Raw genomic sequence first — 19,781 nt, 5'->3', positions numbered from 1 at the left:
CTCTGCTTCTTCTTTTTTCACCTTTCTACCACTTTTGCGGTATATTTAAGGCATTTTTGTTTTAAAAGATAAAAGATTAATTTTAGTATAAACGCAGCCGAAACGGATTCACATGAAGGATTCACAGATTGTTTATGTAGAAAGTTTATGTCATAAAAGATTTTCAGTGGTATAACTAAACGGACAGGCAGCGGAAGTGGCGGCGTGTGCATCCCGCCTGGAAGGCTTTTTTCTCTTATAGGCGAACTTTCCTATAAGAGAAAAAATAAGCCACACAAAATAAGGCTGCTTTTATAAATCCAGCTTTATTTTGTATGGCTCATTAATTGATCGTAACAGTCCAGGCAGACCTGAACTGTTACGATAGATATTCTATCTTTACTTCTCGTCAGGGATTATGATTGCAGCTATAAAGTATGCCACAATACCGCTGCCTGTGCAGCCTAAGAGTACCAAAAGCAAACGTATCAGAGTTGCGTCTATGTTGAAATATTCTGCGACACCTCCGCACACTCCGCAAATCATGCGGTTGTTTCTTGAACGGTATAATTTTTTTGGTTCCATAATAATTCCTCCTATTTTAATATAGATTTACTGCCTTATTGGTCTAAATGATGCTTAGCGTTACTTTTTAAAAATCTTCGTTGAATTTGACTTCCACTCTTCCGATGCCGCAGTCGATCTTCATCGGTCTGCCTGTTCCATTATCTAATTTACGTTCACTTCCAAGACCTGCATAGCTGTAATCTCCAACGGTAAGTTCACCGATTCCGCATTTCAGATCATAGTCGTAATCGTCCTGGTTACCATACAGTGTCATTTTAAGTTCGCCAACTCCACAGTGAATGTCCGCAGATTGATTTACTTTTCCTTTTAGGGTCGTCTGGCCTGCACCGCATTCCACGTCCAGCTCTCCTGCCTCAAAGCTTTTAATCACAGCCTGGCCTGCGCCTACATTGATATCCAGCTCTCCTGCCTCAATGCTTTCAATTTTCAACAATCCTGCCCCGATATCGAAGGAGGCCTCTGTAAGACCGCTGTCCTCCGGAATCTGAATGACCACGGCTCCGGAATTATGTCTTCCAATCTGTTTCCATATACTATGATTCTTTGTTTCAATAAAGAGTTCGTGATCCTCTGTCCCCATGATCAGATTATTTCTCAATTTGCTGTTCAGCTGGCTGGTATCTACTGTAATAGTATCCCCGCTGTATCTTCTAATATCGATCTCCACATAGGTTACCTCTATATCAATGGACTGTATTTCCTTAAAATTAGATACATATTCTTCACTGCCCTGAGTATAATGCTCTCCGGACGTCTCTAAGTCATCCAGATCTTCCAAGTCATTATCATCATAACCATTCCATCTCTGCCAGTCATCCCAGTAGAACCAACGGTCTGAAGCATACACCTCTCCGATGCCCGAAAGAGTCGCCCCCATTCCGGCGCCCGTCACACAAAGTACGAGTCCAATACCTGCAATTGACGCACATACGATCCAAAAAATCTTCCACCCTCTTCTCATTGTTTAAGACACCACCCTTCTGTGAAATGGCCAGCGGCAGATATTTACAATGATTCTGCACATAGCCGGATAAATAACCATGCAAAGTCTTACGGTTGCCACGGTAGCAATAAGTCCCAGTACAAATATAATTAATCCGGAACCGCAGGTCAAAAGTGCTGTAGGAAGAGCAATCAGCAGCTTTGCCAGGCCGAATACAAAAACAACAATACCGGAAAGCATCAGGGCAACGGAGCCGACAACAAGGCCTGCGAACAATCCAAATGCGGCGCACACGATTCCGATAATCAAAGCTGCAATCCCGATCAGTACAGGGAATGCAAACGGAATCACTACCAGACAAATCAGAATCACCAGTATGATCTTAAGCGTCTTGCTGGTTCTGGGTCTCTCACTACCATCATCATAGTCTGTATAGGAAGATCCTCCATAGGACTCATTCCCGGATGTACTCCGATAGCTGTAACCGCTCTCAGCCTTTTTATAAGTATTCTCTCTTGTTGCGGGATTCTCTTTTTTCTCAAATCTGGAATCGCTGTAACCGTTCTCTGTAAATTCACCGTTTTCACTGCTTCCGCCCTTTAAATCCGCTTTGATCGTAGCTGCAACCTTTTCCGGGCTGCCAAGTTCGCTGATGACTTCCGCTTCGTGCTCCTCTCCGGCATCCTCAAAATAATCGGTATAATACTGCAACGCTGCTTCCCGCTCATCTACAGGAATGCCGGTGAGCAATCTTTCAAGTTTTTCCATAAATTCGTTTCGATTCATGCCGTAACACCTCCCTCAAATATCTCGTTAATCTTACTGGAATAATTCTTCCACTCTATTCTGTATAAATTCAGCTGAGCCATTCCTTTTTCTGTTACTTTGTAGTATCTCCTGTTTCTCCCATCAAACTGCCTGTCATATACTTCCAGACATTCGTCCTTCTGCAGCCGTCTGAGCACAGGGTATAGTGTAGATTCCGATACTTCAATAACCCGGCGGACATCCTGGGTTATCTTATAACCATACGTCCCTTCTTTCTCCCGTGATACAACTGCAAGCACAATTGCATCCAGCAGTGCTGCTCCGGTGTTAAATACCATGTTATCACTCCTTTTTATAATATTATGATACTGTTAATATTACTATTTCATCAATATTATTAACTTTTCTATATTATACGATATATAATATCACCTGTCAACCATTATTGTATTCTTTCGGGGGAATTTTTGGGATGGTATGGGGACGCCGCGTGAACCGGACATAGGGGTGGTGGAGGCGGGGTATGGCTGTAAGATGCAGTAAAGTAAAATAGAACGAAAACCGGGGCAGCCTGGACACATCACCCGAAGCCCTTATGGGGGCTTCGCGCGCTGGGTCCAGGGATTCTTTTGATTCGGTATCAAAAGAATCACCCCGGTTTTCGTTCTATTTTACTTAACTGCCTCTAACAGCCATCCCCATGCTTCCGCCACCCCTATGTCCGGTTCCCGCGGCTGGCTCATCCGATCGGGAAAAAATTTTGTGGGAGGTATTGGGGGCGCGGTGGATGGAGAATGGCGGTTGCGTTTAGTGCTGGGAGGAGATAGTTTTTTAGGTATGCTATTTATGCTGCACTGCTCCAATATATTACTATTCCCGCTGCCTGCAGCATCATAATGCAGGGGATTCCGATTCGGAATAGGGGTTTTCTTGTTTTGTGATGGAAGATCTGCATACCTAGCAGCGCTCCCGGGGATCCGCCAAGCAGCGCCAGGAGGATCAGGGTTTTTTCCGGGATCCTCCATTTGTTTTTTTGCGCCCTTCTTTTATCATCCCCATAGGTAAGGAATGCGATGACGTTTATGATGATGATTGCTGTTGTAATATAAGGATAGTTCATGGCACACTCCTTCTTTATTTTTATACTTGTATCTCTTTTTCCAGTGTGAAGGAATAGATGATTTTTTCCTTTACTTTTTTTCCCAGAAGCTGTTCCAGCGCCTGGGCATAGTAGTCCAGCTGGGCATGATATTTTTCCTGCAGCTCACGGGCTGTTTTTACTTTGTCTGTTTTGTAATCCAGTACGACCAGCTCTCCGGCTTCCTCGAAGTATACATCGATGATACCCTGTACCAGGATCGTCTCTTCAGTGGCTTGGCCGGGGTAGATTTCACGGGCGTCCACTCCCAGGACGAATGGCTGTTCTTTTTTCAGCTGGCGATTCCGGGCCGCATTGTGCATACGCAGTCCACTCTCACAGTGTAAAAAGGCCAATATGTCCGGAATGCGGATGCATTCTGCCATCTCGTCCGACAGTTTTCCCTCCGCCTGCAGGTCGGTAATTTCTTTTTCCAGAGTATCCGCATCGTAATCCAGGGAAAAGTCCAGTAATTCCAGTAGTTTATGATATGCACTTCCCCTGGATGCCCCCGTAAGCTCGGCTGATTCCTTGAGAAATTCCGGAAGAAGCGGCACGATATCCGGTTCTTCGTATAATTCTTCTCCCGATTCCTCCGAGAGATAGGCACGCTTTTTCAGCTCGGATACCGTGAATTTAAGCTTTAGTTTCTGCTCCTGCCCATAGGGATACGTATACTCCAGCTGTTCGGGCAGTCTCTCATGAAGTGCTTTGTGATAGATATGTTCCGTGTTCCAGTGCTCCAGGACATCTCTCGCCAGGCTTTCTGCCTGCTGTTCCACCGTATCTGCGGCGGCGGTGTCCAGACAGTCTGTAATCGTAACTTCCAGCGGGACCTCGTCCGTAATCCGTGGAATCAGCGGGAGTATCCAGTCCAAATAGGTGCGCGCACCAGAAAGCACATAATACGGCAGGGGCAGGGTCTTACCGCCTGCAGCCTGCTCTGCCCGATATTGCTCAAGCACTTCTCCGGCATGGGGCAGCCCACCCGTCATGATCAGCTTTTCCTTTGCTCTGGTTAGGGCCACATAGAGTACCCGCAGTTCCTCCCCCAGATTTTCTCTGGTAATCTCTTCCTGGATTACCTTCTTTAATATAGTAGAAATCCTGGTTCTTTTTTCCAGATTAATTGCGTCTATACCAACGCCCCACTCCGGATGTATTACGATACTTCCTTTTACATCCTGGGTATTGAACTGTTTCCCCATACCGCAAACAAATACAATGGGAAATTCCAGGCCCTTACTCTTGTGGATCGTCATAATCCGCACCGTATCAGACTGTTCATCGGCTATATTGGCTTCCCCAAAGTCAACATCGTACTTCTTCATCTGTTCAATGTAGCGTACAAAGTTAAAGAGCCCTTTATAGCTCGTGCCTTCAAATGCAGACGCCTTTTCGACCAGCATTTCCACATTTGCTTCACGCTGCGCCCCGCCCGGCATGGATGCGATATAAAGGCCGTAGCCCGTATCTTCGATAATCTTCCAGAGCAGATCATGTATTGCAGTATAAGGAACCATTTCCCGGAAATATTCCAATTTTTCCAGAAATGCCTGCAGAAGCTTTCGGAGATCTCCGCCTTGCTCTTCGGCATGTGCGTACTCCAGGACTGCCTCATAATAGGGAAGTTCCGGATATGCATTGCGGATGTCCGCCAGCTGCTGCGCGTTCAGCCCTGCAAACGGGGAGGTCAGTACAGCCGTCAGCGGCAGCTCCTGCATGAAATTATCCAGAATTCTCAAGTAATCCAGCAGGACGCTCACCTCATAAGTTTCAAAATATCCTTCGCGGCTGCCGGCATAGGCGGGAATCCCTTCCTCCCCCAGCACTGCCGCGAAGACATCGGCCCATCCCTTGATGCTTCTGGTCAGAATCACCATATCTTTATACCGGGGCGCCCGGTAAGTTCCGGATGCTTTGTCCAGAACCCGGCCGCTTAGCAGAAGTTCTTTTATCCGGCGTGCTACAGCACGGGCCTCCCTCTCTCTGCCGGATTCTCCGGTTGTCCCGGCAGCCACAGTTCCCGAAGCCGGTTTTTCCCCTGTTTCTGCCCCGGGATCCTGTCCCGGTCCTTGCCCTGATTTTGAATTATTTTCTCTGGCCACGCCGTCATCAGACGTATCTACCAGGATCAGCTCCGCCCGATTAATACTCCTTTTCTGCCCGTCCAGCTGCGGTTCAAAGGAAGCTCCTGGATAGAGCGCAGCCTGCTCGTCATAACAGATGCCGCCCAGCTCCCTGCGCATGATCTGTTCAAAGATAAAGTTGACGCTCCCAAGCACTTCCTCCCTGCTCCGGAAATTCTTATGCAGGTCAATCCGCTGCCGGTCGCTATCCTCCTGGCTGTATGTCTCATATTTTTCCATAAACAGTTCCGGCCTGGAAAGGCGGAACCTGTAGATGCTCTGCTTTACATCCCCCACCATGAAAATGTTATTTCTGCCCTTGCTTACCGTAGACACGCTGGTCAAAATAGCTTCCTGTATCAGGTTGCTGTCCTGGTACTCATCGATCATAACTTCCAAAAACTGTTCCTGATATTCCGCTGCCGCAAGTGAAGGCACAAGCCTTCCCTCTTCTTCAATAGTCAGAATTCGCAGGGCAAATTGTTCCATATCGCTGAAGTCTATCATATTTTTGCTCTGCTTTTTCCGGGAAAATGCTTCGGAGAACTGCTTCACCAGATCTGTCAGCACCTGCATGGAATCCGCAGATTCCTCCATGTCTTTCAGGATTTCTTCCGGCGCTTCATAGAAGTACATTGCGGTAATATCCTTCATCATTTTCTTGACTTTTTCACGCAGAGCTTTCACCTGATCCCTTTTATCCACATCCACAGAATCATCTTTCTTTGCTGAAAGACGCTTCCACGTAATACCCTGCACGACTTCGTGCATCCCAGCAAAAGACTCCTGATTCAAAAGATTTTCCAGGCCTGCGCTGTCAGATTCCAGCATCTCCCCATACATATAAGGACCATCGGGCAGCCCGCACAGGCGCAGACCTTCCTCCAGGATCAGCAGCATGTCCCCTGTTTTCTGACGGACCAGTACTTTCACGCGCTCCATGCAGGCCGGCTCCGTACTGGCGCCGTCACCCTGCCCGGTCCGGTAACTCCTTACACATGCATCCAGCCATAGTTCCGGCTGTGGATAACTTCTGGAATAATCATATAGCTTTAAGATAATCTCTTCGATTTTTTTATCATTTCTGCCCGTGCCGAACTTCTCTACAAACTCGAGAAACGAAGTCTCCGCATTTATATAGCATGCTTCTAATAATTCATCGAGAACATCCTGTCTGAGGAGCTTTAGTTCTCCCTCCTCAGCGATGCGGAAACTCGGGTCAATATCCAGGATATGAAAATGCTCCCGTATAACGGACAGACAGAAGCTGTGAATGGTTGTGATCTGCGCGCTGTGGATCAAGGTTGCCTGCCGCTGCAGGTGTACGTCTTCCGGGCGTTCCTCCAGCGCCTGCTCGATCGCCCCGCGGATACGTTCCTTCATCTCCGCAGCTGCCGCCTCTGTGAATGTCACGATCAGAAGCCGGTCCACATCTACAGGTTTCTCCGGATCTGTCAGCATCCGGATGATACGCTCAACAAGAACCGCCGTTTTTCCGGAGCCTGCTGCTGCCGAGACCAGAATGTTCCGCTCTCTCAAATCAATAACTTTCTGCTGTTCACTGGTCCATCTCACGTCCATTTTCCTGCTGCTCCTTTCCGTCCTGTCTCATTCTCTCTACCGCTTCTTCCCTGTCCAGCTTTTCCATTTTCCGATATTCACATCCCTCAACGCGTACATCAAAGCCGCAGATATCCCGGTACGCACAGTAATCACAGCCCGTATCTCCCCCCAGTTCATAGGGCAGGGCCTGTGTCTCCCCGGACAGGATTCTTCTCTTAAGCTCCTGCTCTTTTCTTTTTGTGTAAACCAGAAGCGTATGAAAATCTTCCGGAGCAAGCACTCTGGAATACCGGTTCAGGCTTCCGTCTTTATTCTTCCCTACCGGAATTAAATTTGATGTTCCCGACAGCCCCCTTTCCAGGTGCTGGATCACTGCCTCATCCGCATTGACAAGGCCGTCCAGTTTCAGTTCCTTCAGAAGTTTTTCCTGCAGGACCGCTTCATTTTTCTCCTTCTCCACGATCGGATCCTTCATGCGGTAATAAAAGATGCCGGCAGGCAGAATTTCCCGCCCGGGATACTTTCTTTGTTCTATGTCCATGGCCGCATTCAAATACACGGGCAGCTGCATCTGCAGCCCGTGATAAAATGCAGTAATGTCAAAGCTTTTAGAGCCGGTTTTATAATCCGTTACTTTTACATAGATTTTTTCTTCGTCCTCGCAGATGTCGATCCGGTCAATCTTCCCGCTGCCAAACTTCATCTCATAATCGCTCGGCACAAAGTCCCCCTTTTTCAGCTGCTCTGTCAGAGCCCACACCGACCGGTGGATCAGCTTTTTAATACGGGTGATCATATATTCATTGCGCGCTGTACTGTAAAGAACCGTGTTGCCATAATCCACAATACTTTCCTCCACGCTTTCCTCGATCAATTCTGCACGCATATCTTCCGGCATTTCCGTCCACAAGACCTGGTTCATCTCTGCTTTTTTGGCAAAACGTTCCATTGACTGGTGGGCAATATTTCCCAGATCCATAGCCTCAAACTGATATGCTTCCCTGTCCGAAAGGCGCAGTCCATAGTTCAGAAAATGCGCATATGCACAGGAGGCGAACCGCTCCAGCCGGGTTACGCTGAAGCGGGAGGCATCCCCGTACATCAGTTCCGCAGACGCCGGGGAGAGGCGCTCCGGTTTTTTTACAAAGAAGGCGGCATCCAGTACTTTTCCGGTGTCCTCTCCGTGCTTCACATACCAGGTATAAAGTTCCTTCCACTCATCAGTCACCCCTGCCGCCCGATCCCGCAGGCCCCGGATAAGATGATCCACAGCGGTCCTGCCCGTCAGCTCCATATCCGCAACGCCTTTCATTTCTTCATCCACGATTTTAAGCTGCGGGTAGAGACGCCGTATATCCTGTACAAGGTAAGCCGGACGGAGCGTTTTTCCCTCGGCTGATACCCTGCTGAATGAAATGGACAGATAGTCCGTCGGCTTTGTCAGGTTCATGTACAAGTAAAATTTCTGAATATAGGTTTTTTCTTTTGCTCCCGGGGAAAGACTGAGTTTCCGGCTGGCAAAATGCTCCCGGTCCCGTTCGGACAAAAGACCTCCCTGCCCAAGATTACCGGGAAGCAGTGTATCATTCGCCCCTACAAAAAAAAGAGCCTTGATATCCTTCAGACGGGTTCTCTCCACATCCCCGATAACCACCTGATCCAGGCTCGGCGGAATTACCCCCACCTTGGCCTCCTCAAGCCCGGCATCCAGCAGTTCGCAGTATTCCTTCAGTGATATTCTTTCCTCCCCCAGCAGCTCAACGAATTTATCAAACAGTTCTATTGTAATACGGTAGACCTGGGCATATTCCTTAGCAAGTGCCAGTTCTCCCTGCTCCTGAAAACGGTTCTCCATCTCTTTGAGGCGGATCTGCGCCTGCTGCTCTGCAAGAAAATTATATACTGCTTCCGTCACGTCTTTTACCGTTTTGTTCCTCTGCTTCAGTACAGATACAAGAGAATCCAGCTGTTCTACAAAACGAACTCTCAGGCCGTTTAGCTCAGCAAGCGCGCTTTCCTCCATTCCAGCGGTACGCCGCACCCAGACAGACTGCCATTTTTTATAGCCTTTCAGCCCCAGGGCCAGTACATAATTTTCCATCCGGTCTATTTCCCGGCGGGTAAATCCTGCAAGCCCCGTTCTGAGATACCGGAAGACGCTCTCATAGGAAAAACTCTGCTCCGCCATTGCGAGAAGGCTCCTCACATATTCTACAAAGGCATTCAGCAGGATACTCTTTTTATGGTCCATGAATATCGGAATATCATACGTGTCACAGGCTTTCTCCAGATAGGCCGCGTAAGCGTTCATATCGCTTGCAATCACCGCAATGTCCCGGTATCTGAGGTCTTTTTCCCGCACCAGATACCGGATCTGTGATGCCACATATTCTGATTCCTGTTTCGGATTACGCGTGATATGGACGGAAAGAACCTCCTGTGCCTTATCATACTGATTTTTGGAATACCGAAACAGCTCTGCTTCCAAAAATCCCAGCACCTCGTTCTCTCTAAACCGGTAAAACGGCCGCTCATACAGGCAGACCGCATCCTCAACCTCAACCCGGTTCTCCCGGGCGGTGCGCACAAGGCTTGTCACCATCTGACGGCTCAGGGCAAACAGCTGATAGGGATGGCTATACACATAGGGATCCTCCCGCGAATCCATCACCGCCGTGACGGCGACTGTTCTGCATACCCTCATCAGTTCCCCCAGCAGCTTATTCTGTACCGGAGTAAAGCCGGTGAATCCATCCAGCACCACAACACTGTGTCTCAGCAGTTCCGAATGGGGCACCGCTCCGCTCAGCACGTCCAGCAGCTCTTCCTTTGTGATATACTTGTCCGCAAGATAATTTTCAAATCCCTCGTATACCTTGCGGATATCCTGCAGCTTATAATAAAGATAGCTCTCCGGTTCCAGCCCTTCCATAAACTCATCCAGCTTTTCAAACCCGATCCCATACTGGGTAAACTCCGAGATCACTGACTTCACCTCGCTGATATAGCCCTGCTTCTTCAGATTTCCGCGCAGCACCTTCAGCTCGTTTTCATAGTCCCCCGCAATTTTACGCAGAATCAGATTCTTTCCCTCATCATCCAGAACCCGCTTCGTATCCTGCCCGGTCTCCTCAAATATCCGGTGCGCCAGCCGCCCGAAGCTCAGAACATCAATATTCATGATTCCATGCCGGGGATGCAGTGTACACAGATCCTTCTGCGTCTGCATCGTAAACTGCTCGGGCACCAGTACCAGATAATTCAGGTCCGGGTGATTCATAGAATCTTCAATCACCTTTTGATATAAGTAATGAGACTTTCCTGAACCGGAATTCCCAAAAATAAATTGTAAAGCCATCCATACCTCCTAATATCTAAAAACTTCAAAGGGGTCCGTCCCCTTTGCGGCGGGGTCTGCCCCCTATACATTGATTCCGGCTTTCCTGGCCTGGCTCCCCAGATCCCGGACCGCCAATCTGTACATTTTTCCGTCCTTGATAAAGTGTGTGCCGCACTGTCTGAATTCGAAATGTGTTCCTGCCCTGATGCACTGTTCCCGCAGAGAAAGTATCCATTCATAATCCAGCGGCCGCGCATTTTTGTCGGATTCCCCACCCGCCACGACCAGCTCCACGCCCTCCAGGTACTGCTCCAGCCGGATACCGCCAATAAGAGGCTGGCAGATGATGTTCTTATGCCTGATAGGAAGAACGGAAAATATGGACAGCCTGGCATCTGCCATCTCTTGATTCTCTATGGTACATCCCACCGTGACATTCTCATAGCCGTCTCCCCAGTCCTTTGGAATACACTGCAGAAACCGTTCAATTCTCTTTGTCAGAAACAAAAAATGCAGATCCTGGCGCTCCCGGATCATATCCCAGCATTCTGCCCGCCATTCATCCGCATCCCCGAGCAAAAAGTCCGACGAAAAACAGACATATACCGTTTGACCCGATTTCATCTTATAATCACCGGACTTCTTCTTCTCGACCGGAGCATAAAAATTGTCCGTCCGCACGACCTGATCCGTATCAACCCCTTTTTTGCTATCTCCTTTATGAATATAACAGTACTTACATCCTTCGCTCTTTCTGTGGCATCCACGCCACGGATTCCACATTGCCATCAATCCGCCTCCCCTTATTCCGACGCCGTCTGCGTCCCCTTCTATGTTCTAGTCACCTCGCCTGCGCTCACCGCTTACTCAATGTAACAGTTCAGGCAGGCCTGAACTGTTATCACTCAATACATAGAAAAGCAGCTTTCTGTTCCCATACTATTGACATTTTATTTAGATTTTCAAAGCTAGGACCACCGGAACTCCAGGAATGTCCGAGTTTACACTCCGGATACAGTTCTCTGAATTTCCTGTTTCCATACAGTAATACCCCCTCTTCCTTTTCAACCACGTAAATACATTCGTCCAGGCTGTTCAAAACCGTCTGATACTGCTGCATCTCCTGATTTACTTTTTTTACCTTCTTACTCTGCAGGAAAATGGACAGAACCTGGGATATCAGCGACAGTGTGCTCACCTCTTCCTGCGTCCACAAACGCAGGCCGGTACACTCATCAAATCCGACAAACCCACTGAAAACCTTCTCATCCCAGTAGGCACACTGCAGGGTGGAATGTATTTTCTGTCTGGCCAGCAGCTCTTCCTGTTCAGGTTTCAGGGTATGAATATCACGGCAGTAAAAAATGGAATCTTCCCCAAAAAGCTTCTCATAATCACCATAATCTTTAAACTCAAGATTTTTCAGATTGTCAATCTCAGGCTCAATGCCTTTGCTGCACCACTCATAAGTATTCGTAGTATACTTTCCATCGCTGGTATTTTCAAATACATAGGCCCTGCTTACATCAAATTGTTTCCCTACAACTTCTAAGACCGCATTAACCGCCTGATCCACATTCTCCGCCTGATATAGAATCCGGAATACATACCTGGCCAGATTATCACCGCTTTTAGCATATCTGTTTTCCGATTCAATCGCTGTCTTGGGTGAACTGTATTCCATCATTCCCAGCTCATATGCCTTATTACAGTCATAAATGACATAATGATTCTTCCCCTGACTTTTTGCCTGGTATAAGGCCAGGTCGGCCTTTCTGTACATTTCCTTAAATGTCCGCCCGTCCCTGGGGTAAATCGCTGCCCCGATGCTGCATGTGATACACACCGGACTTTTCTCCTTCTCAAACAAGTGCCGGAACATGCGCAGAAGATCCTCCGCCTTTTTCTCCGCATCCTTAGGTGTTACAATGTTCTTCATAAAAATGATAAACTCATCTCCACCGATTCTGCCCACAATATCGCTTTCCCGCATCAGTCCCTTCATCCCAGCCGCCATCTCAGCCAGGACGATATCCCCGACCATATGTCCGTTCGTATCATTGATCTGTTTAAAATTATCTGTATCGATCATAAATAATGCGCCCATGGCATTACTGTTTTCCACAATATACCTCTTAATCTGCTTCTCTGTCTCCGCACGGTTATAAATCCCGGTCAAAGAATCTTTCTCCGCAATGTGCTGCAGCGGCTCTATCTTCTTTCTTTCACCCGTAATGTCCAGGCCGATGCTATAGTAAGACGGAATACCGTCCCCGCAGTCTTCCCCACTAACATAACAAAGCGATATGGTCCAGATTCTTTCTGCTTTGGAGCGTGTATATGCCCTTACCTCGAATACAACATGCTCTCCGGACTCTGTCAGATTGCCAGCCAATACGCTTGCACGTTTGAAATCCTCCGGATGCAGATAGGTGCATTGGCTATGGAGCTCCTCTTCAAACTGTTCCCTGGTATATTCGATCATTTCCAGGAAAATGTCATTATACCATAAAATCGAACACAGATCCCGTGCATCCAGCCGTATCATACCCGCGGGAACCAGCCTCAGAATAGCGTCTCGTTCCTGATCCCGTTTTCCACTGTTCTCCATTTTCATCTCTATCTTCTCCTATTCAGCATCTATATGTACCATTGGCTTATCCGCTTGATCATTTTATATATTGCTATTTTACAATCACGGGTATTATTCAATCTCCGTAGGTATATTATAAAGCCTTTATAAAACAATTGCCATAGAAATAATATTTCCAAATCTCTATTGGCACTTCAAAATACACGCAGCAGAAAAAATAAATGAGATTCTGGCCCGTAAATGTATGATACATGAAAAATCCCATCGTTGACTTTTAGATTGATATCTGCTACGATAATTTCAGATTAAAATCACAGATAGGAGATGTTAAGATGAAGAATTTTTTCTGCTAATTTATACCGCATAACAAAATGTGCTGACACGGGGACTTGGTCCGTTTTTTTGTTGTGCAATCGCAGAAAGGTTCATTCATTTGCTTCTCTTCACTTGATAGACAGCAGTCATTGACTCGCATGCTCTCAGCGCGCTCCGTTTAGAGGACTGGCGTTTTAACAGAGTATCTGAACTGCCATATTGGATCAGAAGCCGCAGGAATTAACTTTTCTGCGGCTTTCTTTTTACGTATCCCTGTCCTGCCCGCCGCAGGAGGGGGAGAACATCACATATGTCAGAACACAGATACGGAGGTATGCCTTATGTCAAGAATTCAAATAACAAATTTAACTTTTTCATATGATACAAGCTTTGATCCTATCTTCGAAGATGTTTCTTTTCAGATAGACACAGACTGGAAGCTGGGATTTATCGGCAGAAACGGACGCGGAAAGACCACATTTCTCAATCTTCTGCTTGGGAAATACGACTACAGCGGCACGATTTCAGCCAGTGTAGATTTTGAATATTTTCCCTATCCGGTAGAACATCCGGAGGAAATGACGCTTTCAATCATAGAGGATGTCAATCCCCTTGCAGAGAACTGGCAGATATGCAAAGAACTTAACCTGCTGGACGCTGATCCCGAAATCCTGTACCGCCCCTTTTCTTCCCTCAGCAACGGAGAGCGCACAAAAGTACTTTTAGCGGCACTGTTCTTAAAAGAAAATGCATTTTTACTCATCGATGAGCCCACAAACCATCTGGATATCAGAGCCCGGGAAAAAGTTGCCCGGTACTTGAGCAGCAAAAGCGGCTTTATCCTGGTCTCCCATGACCGTGCCTTTTTGGACGAATGCATAGACCATGTTCTCTCCATCAATAAAGCGGACATCGAGATACAGAAAGGAACCTTTACTTCCTGGTTTGCCAATAAAGAAGCGCAGGATAAAATGGAACTGGAACGCAATGTCCAGCTAAAGCAGGATATTCGGCGCCTGGAGGAGGCTTCCCGGCGAACCGAACGCTGGTCAGATAAAATCGAAGGTACCAAAACCGGAACCCGTATAGCCGGCCTTCGCCCGGACAGAGGCCATATCGGCCGCCAGTCTGCCAAGATGATGAAGCGGTCCAAGTCCACACAAAAGCGGCAGCAAAACGCGATCTCCGAAAAAGAGCATCTCCTGAAAAACATCGAGACAGCCGATGATCTTAAACTCAATCCGCTGCGCTACCACACAAGCGTACTGCTCTCTATGGAAGACATCTGTATCGCCTACAAAGATACGCCCGTCTGCCAGAATATCAATTTCACAGTACGTCAGGGAGACCGCATCTGCCTGAGAGGAAAAAACGGATGCGGCAAGACCAGCCTGATCAGGTTAATCCTGGGGGAGCCTGTTCCATATACCGGCAGCCTGCATCTCGGAAACCAGGTGAAACTATCGTATATCTCCCAGGACACCTCCTGGCTAAAAGGTAACCTCACTGATTTTGCCGCGCAATGGAACCTGGATGAAACCCTATTTAAAACACTCCTGCGAAAACTGGATTTCAGCAGAATACAATTTGAAAAAAACATAGATGAGTACAGCGAGGGCCAAAAAAAGAAAGTCCTGCTCGCCAAAAGCCTCTGCGAGCCCGCCCACCTGTTCATCTGGGACGAACCCATGAACTTCATCGACGTATTCTCCCGTATGCAGATTGAAAACCTTCTGCGGGAATATCAGCCGACAATGATCTTCGTAGAACACGACGAGGCATTCCAAAATAAGGTGGCAACTTTGGTGGTGGATCTGGAGGGGGATAAGGGGACGCCTGTCCGGAATGGGGAGGGAAAGCCTGATGCTTTCTCGTTTTAGGTTGTCCTGGAAAGTGATTTTGGAAAATCACTTTCCATCCCTCGCGGGCGGCTTCTTTTGCGTAAGGACTTCTAACCGTGCGCTCTATGCTTCCAGCCCCCTCACCTTTTCTCCCGGCGGGCTTTCCCTCCCCATTCCAGACAGGCTGGCTTCATCCAGCCGGAAGATCACCACCAGGGAGGGTTGCAGACGGGGGCAGCGGATGTTGGCTGGATGCAAGGTGCTTTATTTTTCCGTTATGTATTATGCTATGTTATGTAATACGAACGTCTGCTTTCTGTAAGTGCCTTGTATCCCGTACACATCCGCAGCTCCCGTCTGCCGGGGCACCCCCGTGAAGGAGGGTTTCTGTCTGCCGGATGCGCCAGCTGTGGGGAATCGTGACAGGGGTCTTTGGGATGCTTCATTATGGCATTACAGCCTCTTCATCAAAATAAAAGCCAACATATGAACTGACAGCAGGACTGCCAGTCCTGCTGTCAAGCCGACTCAAGCGGGAATGCATCCGGCATTCCCGTGTTTGTCGGCGGTGTTCATCATGTTGGCTTTTATTTTGATTAGAGGCTGTTATGCCGTAATGCCGCATCCCAGAGACCCCTGTCACGATTCCCCACAGCGTCCCCATACCAGCCATCCTCTCCTTCACATCCCCCTCTACTCGAACATGGAGAGGACTGCGCTTTTGGGTTTTGCCCCCAAATCTTTTTTTACAACTTTTCCGTCTTTGAATACCATGAGTGTAGGTATGCTCATTACTCCATATTTTTGTGCAATTTCCATCTCTTCATCGATGTTCAGCTTGCACACTTTTGCATCTTCTTTTTCTTCTGCGATTTCTTCTACTACAGGAGCCATCATTTTACATGGGCCGCACCAGTCTGCATAAAAGTCTACCAGTACCGGCTTTTCTGAGTTTACTACCTCCTGCTCGAAATTCTGTGCTGTAAGTTTTATAACTGCCATAATTTGTTTCCTCCTTTAATTTAGATGCTCACTATTTTAGTTGAGTAAGAATTGTTTGCTTTGTTTATATTGTAAGTATAACATAATCTATTATTCTTTCTGTGACATAATCACAAAACAGGCTTCTTATTTATACTTTGCCCAATTTTGCCGCATCCAATACTTCAATGTGGCCGCGTGTAAGTTTTACCAGACCGTCTGTCTGAAATTGTTTTAGCAGCCTGGTCACGACTTCTCTGGCGGTTCCGATATCGCGTGCCAGGGCATCGTGGGTGATTTTGAGGGTATCAGAACCTGCCAGTGAGCGGTGTTCGAGTATTGTATCCGCCAGCCTGGAGGCTACATTGGAGAATACGTACTGGTTAAACAGCCACATGATATCCGAAAATTTTTCAGAAATCATTTCCAGAGTGTAGTCCTTAACCTTCGCGTTCTGCTCGCTGATCTCCCTGTATGCTCCTTTGGGAATTGTACAAATGACAGAATCCTGCTCCAGCTCCATATCCAGTTCAATATCCAGTCCCTTCATCATACATGCCGCGCTCAGGATACTGACGTCTTCATCCACCAGCCTGAACAGCGTAATCTCGCCCCCGCCGGGGGAAGTCACATAGACTCTGGCCTGACCGGATTTGATAATCTGCACACCGGCACATTCCCGTCCTCCATAATGAAGGATTGTGCCTTTCTCATATGTACTTTCTACTACCCGCTGCGCCAGTGCGTCCTGTTCCCTTTTTGTTAAGTCATCCCAAAAGGGAAGCGTCCTTTTCAGTAATTCCTTCATAATAAACGGTCCCACCTGTCATATTCTAAATTTTTATTTCAAAATAAATCCTTGGATTGCACACCCATTATTTTTGTGATATATTATTTATATAGTAAGAACAACCGTAATGGTTGACCTTTAAAATAATGGAATAAGAAACTCCACCCAGTACCGGTCAAAGTAGCAGGGTGGATTTTCTTATGCTAATGGCTCATAAGATAAATAAAGGTCAGCAGTGCAATCAGGAACATTCCAAATTGCATGAGATCCTTAAAATCAAACGGTTTTTTATCCATTTGCACCACCTCCCTTCTATGTAATAAGAACGGGAGGCCAACCACCCTGTTTACGGTTGTTCTTGCAATGATTCTAGCATAAGTCTCATCTCATCTCAATATTTATACCTTAATCCAAATATCTTTATATATTATTACATATTTTGCCTTTTAATAATAAACAAAAACTCTTCTTGTAAATTGTTCACTTTCCCCTACAGCATTACTGCACATAAGACGCCACAAATTCCTTCACTTTAGCTGTCACATATCCGCTGCCGCCCTTGCTCCTTACATCTTCTACCATACCGACTGCAAGCACCGGCTTTGCGATATCCTCTGTCGTTCCGCAGACGAACCAGCCTCTTTCTACTCCGTCCGTATCGTCCTGGCTCTCTTTGATTTCCGCAGTACCGGTTTTACCAAGCATCAATACGCCGTCTATTTTTGCGCTTGCTCCCGTGCCGGAAGGATTTTCGATGACCTGGATCAGGTCATTTTTCACCAGTTCAGCCGTCTCCGGCGAAACCACCTTTTCCTTCCATACTTTGCTCTCTGCCTGCTCTTTATACAGAATTGCGGGCTGAAGCATATTTCCGCTGTTCGTAAACATGCTGTACATGGACAGCATATGAACCGGATTCACCAGCAGCTGCCCCTGGCCGTAGCCGGTGTCCGCAAGCTGGATCTCGGAATCGATATTGTCATCATCGTCATATGTGGATTCGGAAAGTGTCAGCTCAAACGGCATTTGTTCATCAAATCCCATGTTCTTAAAATACTCACTGATCGTGTCAGCACCTATATCCAGCGCGGCCCTGGCAAAATAAATGTTGTCTGAGTAAACCAGGGCATTTTCCAGATTCACCTCAGAACCATAATCCGTCAACGTGGTTACGTGATAATCGCCCCAGCTTCCATCCTTCTGCCAGCTTAATCCCACATACCCCATATTGGCATCCGGCTGGATCTTCCCGGATTCCACACCGATTGCGGCTGTTATCGCTTTGAAAGTGGAGCCCGGAACCCATGACGTATTAAATCGATTGGTCAACGGCTTATTTTCATCGTTATTCAGTTCCTCCCAGCGCTTCTGGGACATGCCCATGATAAATTCGTTGGGATCATACCCAGGAGTACTCACCAATGCCAGTATTTCTCCTGTCTTGGGATTCATGGCTGCGGCTGTGCCCGGATCTGATGCAAATTGTTCATATGCTGTAGTCTGCAGCCCGGCATCCACTGTTACCTGAACATCCTTCCCATTCTCCGCCGGTTTCAGGGCCAGCGTTTCGATCTCCGTCCCCTCTTCGTTCACGATCATAATGCTGCATCCGTCAACGGCTTTAAGTTCATCCTCCAGGGCCCTTTCCAGGCCTGACTTTCCAATCACACTATTCTCATGATACCCCTTTTGTCCCAATTCTTCAAGTTCTTCCGCAGTCACGGCCTGCACATATCCCGTAAGCTGGCCTGCTGCCGCGCCAAGCGGATATACCCGCTCCTCCTTATCATTAATCATGATTCCCGGTATCTGCAAAAGCTCTTGTTCGGCAGGGTCATTTTTGGCAAGTTCTTTCACCGGTACAAACGAATCGTCCTGCACATAAGAAGCGCTCAGTTTTTCATTGATATTATCCTCAGTCATCCCCAGGATTTCCGCAATTTTCTTCACGGATCCCGCTTTGTCTTCCCCCAGTTTGCCCGGGACGATTCCCACTTCCGATACAATCCCCTGGCCGGCAAGCATCTGGCCGTTCCTGTCCAGTATGGATCCCCGTGCTGCGGTCTGGGTGCTGATCTGCACTTTATAACCATCCTGCAAAGAGGGAAAAATCAGAGTAGAGTCCCAGACAATCCGGTAATCCTTCCCCTCTTTTACAAACTGCATCTTATTATCAAATGTAAGTTCATCTGCCAGAGTATCCATTGCAGTTGAGTAAGAAAGCACTGCCTTCTTCTTGCCTTCTTTATAATCAGGCTCTCCCTGAACAGTCACCTTTATGTCTTTTGCCTCTATTCCCTCGTAAATATTCTGGTTCCGCTCCGTAAAATCTTCCTGGGAAATGTCTTTTTTTGTGTCCTCACTCAGCAGCTGATACATCTCTTTATACTTGCCCTCGTTCAGCAGAGAAAAATACTGCCCGGCTGCATCCTGGGGCGTTGTCTTAACCCGAAGAAGCCACCATGCTAAAACCCCAGCCAGTACCAGCAGAACAATTGCTGCCGCCACTGCCAAAATGATCTTCTTGTTCCCCTGTTTTTGCCTTCTTTTCCTGCGCCTGTATGCTTTTCTGTCTGCCAATATCAATTCCCTGCCTTTCTGTGAACCCTTTATGATCCTCTACTGCTTAATGAATACCCATCACCTACCTCTTAATATTACATTTGTAATCCTGCCCTGTCAATATCTTTTCAAAGAGGCTTCTTCCTCCTTTGCACCCCTTAGCATAATTTTCTAAATGGGACTGTCCGTAGTTTTTGGTAAGTCATCATATATTATAAAAACAGCAGGATTCCCGGTGCTGTTCCCCTGAA

Annotated in this window: 13 protein-coding genes; 1 reads left to right on the top strand and 12 read right to left on the bottom strand. The window is 47.3% G+C overall.

The window, feature by feature from the left end:
- Positions 1–378: 378 nt before the first annotated feature.
- The 9 genes from MWG26_RS05225 to MWG26_RS05185 form a co-directional block, all read right to left on the bottom strand.
- A complete protein-coding gene (locus tag MWG26_RS05225) occupies positions 379–564 on the bottom strand; it encodes a PspC domain-containing protein (RefSeq protein ID WP_025655008.1) in 186 nt (61 codons plus the stop codon).
- 67 nt (positions 565–631) lie between these two features.
- A complete protein-coding gene (locus MWG26_RS05220; RefSeq protein ID WP_025655007.1) occupies positions 632–1,528 on the bottom strand; it encodes a DUF4097 family beta strand repeat-containing protein in 897 nt (298 codons plus the stop codon).
- 3 nt (positions 1,529–1,531) lie between these two features.
- Entirely contained in the window at positions 1,532–2,296 is a 765-nt protein-coding gene (locus MWG26_RS05215; protein WP_025655006.1) for a DUF1700 domain-containing protein, read from the bottom strand.
- Positions 2,293–2,616 (bottom strand): PadR family transcriptional regulator, encoded by a 324-nt coding sequence (locus tag MWG26_RS05210; protein ID WP_025655005.1) that lies wholly within the window; start codon positions 2,614–2,616, stop codon positions 2,293–2,295. The genes MWG26_RS05215 and MWG26_RS05210 overlap by 4 nt, the downstream gene beginning before the upstream one ends.
- A gap of 506 nt (positions 2,617–3,122) precedes the next feature.
- Entirely contained in the window at positions 3,123–3,398 is a 276-nt protein-coding gene (locus tag MWG26_RS05205) for a DUF1294 domain-containing protein (protein WP_025655004.1), read from the bottom strand.
- 20 nt (positions 3,399–3,418) lie between these two features.
- Positions 3,419–7,126 carry a UvrD-helicase domain-containing protein gene (locus tag MWG26_RS05200; RefSeq protein WP_025655003.1) on the bottom strand — a complete coding sequence of 1,236 codons (3,708 nt, stop codon included), beginning with the start codon at positions 7,124–7,126 and terminating at the stop codon, positions 3,419–3,421.
- Entirely contained in the window at positions 7,104–10,466 is a 3,363-nt protein-coding gene (locus MWG26_RS05195; protein WP_025655002.1) for a PD-(D/E)XK nuclease family protein, read from the bottom strand. Before MWG26_RS05195 ends, MWG26_RS05200 begins: the two co-directional genes overlap by 23 nt.
- Positions 10,467–10,529: 63 nt before the next feature.
- Positions 10,530–11,237: a DUF5131 family protein gene (locus MWG26_RS05190; RefSeq protein ID WP_025655001.1), complete on the bottom strand. Its 708-nt coding sequence runs from the start codon at positions 11,235–11,237 to the stop codon at positions 10,530–10,532.
- Between the two features lie 112 nt (positions 11,238–11,349).
- Positions 11,350–13,065, bottom strand: coding sequence for a diguanylate cyclase domain-containing protein (locus tag MWG26_RS05185; protein ID WP_049915492.1), 1,716 nt, complete (start codon positions 13,063–13,065; stop codon positions 11,350–11,352).
- A gap of 632 nt (positions 13,066–13,697) precedes the next feature.
- Here MWG26_RS05185 and abc-f point away from each other — a divergent pair.
- Complete coding sequence (gene abc-f, locus MWG26_RS05180) at positions 13,698–15,236, top strand: ribosomal protection-like ABC-F family protein (RefSeq protein ID WP_117441215.1); 1,539 nt, start codon at positions 13,698–13,700, stop codon at positions 15,234–15,236.
- 654 nt (positions 15,237–15,890) lie between these two features.
- On the opposite strand, the gene trxA is transcribed toward abc-f, so the two are convergent.
- The 3 genes from trxA to MWG26_RS05165 form a co-directional block, all read right to left on the bottom strand.
- Entirely contained in the window at positions 15,891–16,199 is a 309-nt protein-coding gene (gene trxA, locus MWG26_RS05175) for a thioredoxin (RefSeq protein WP_025654999.1), read from the bottom strand.
- Between the two features lie 130 nt (positions 16,200–16,329).
- Positions 16,330–16,986: a Crp/Fnr family transcriptional regulator gene (locus tag MWG26_RS05170; RefSeq protein WP_025654998.1), complete on the bottom strand. Its 657-nt coding sequence runs from the start codon at positions 16,984–16,986 to the stop codon at positions 16,330–16,332.
- A gap of 480 nt (positions 16,987–17,466) precedes the next feature.
- Positions 17,467–19,548 (bottom strand): penicillin-binding transpeptidase domain-containing protein, encoded by a 2,082-nt coding sequence (locus tag MWG26_RS05165; protein WP_025654997.1) that lies wholly within the window; start codon positions 19,546–19,548, stop codon positions 17,467–17,469.
- Positions 19,549–19,781 lie beyond the last annotated feature (233 nt).

This window comes from Faecalicatena contorta (assembly GCF_022835095.1).
In the GTDB taxonomy this organism is placed as follows: Bacteria; Bacillota; Clostridia; order Lachnospirales; family Lachnospiraceae; genus Faecalicatena; species Faecalicatena contorta.
The sequence above is the reverse complement of the archived record's forward strand: the minus strand, read 5'-3'. Positions and strand labels throughout refer to the sequence as shown.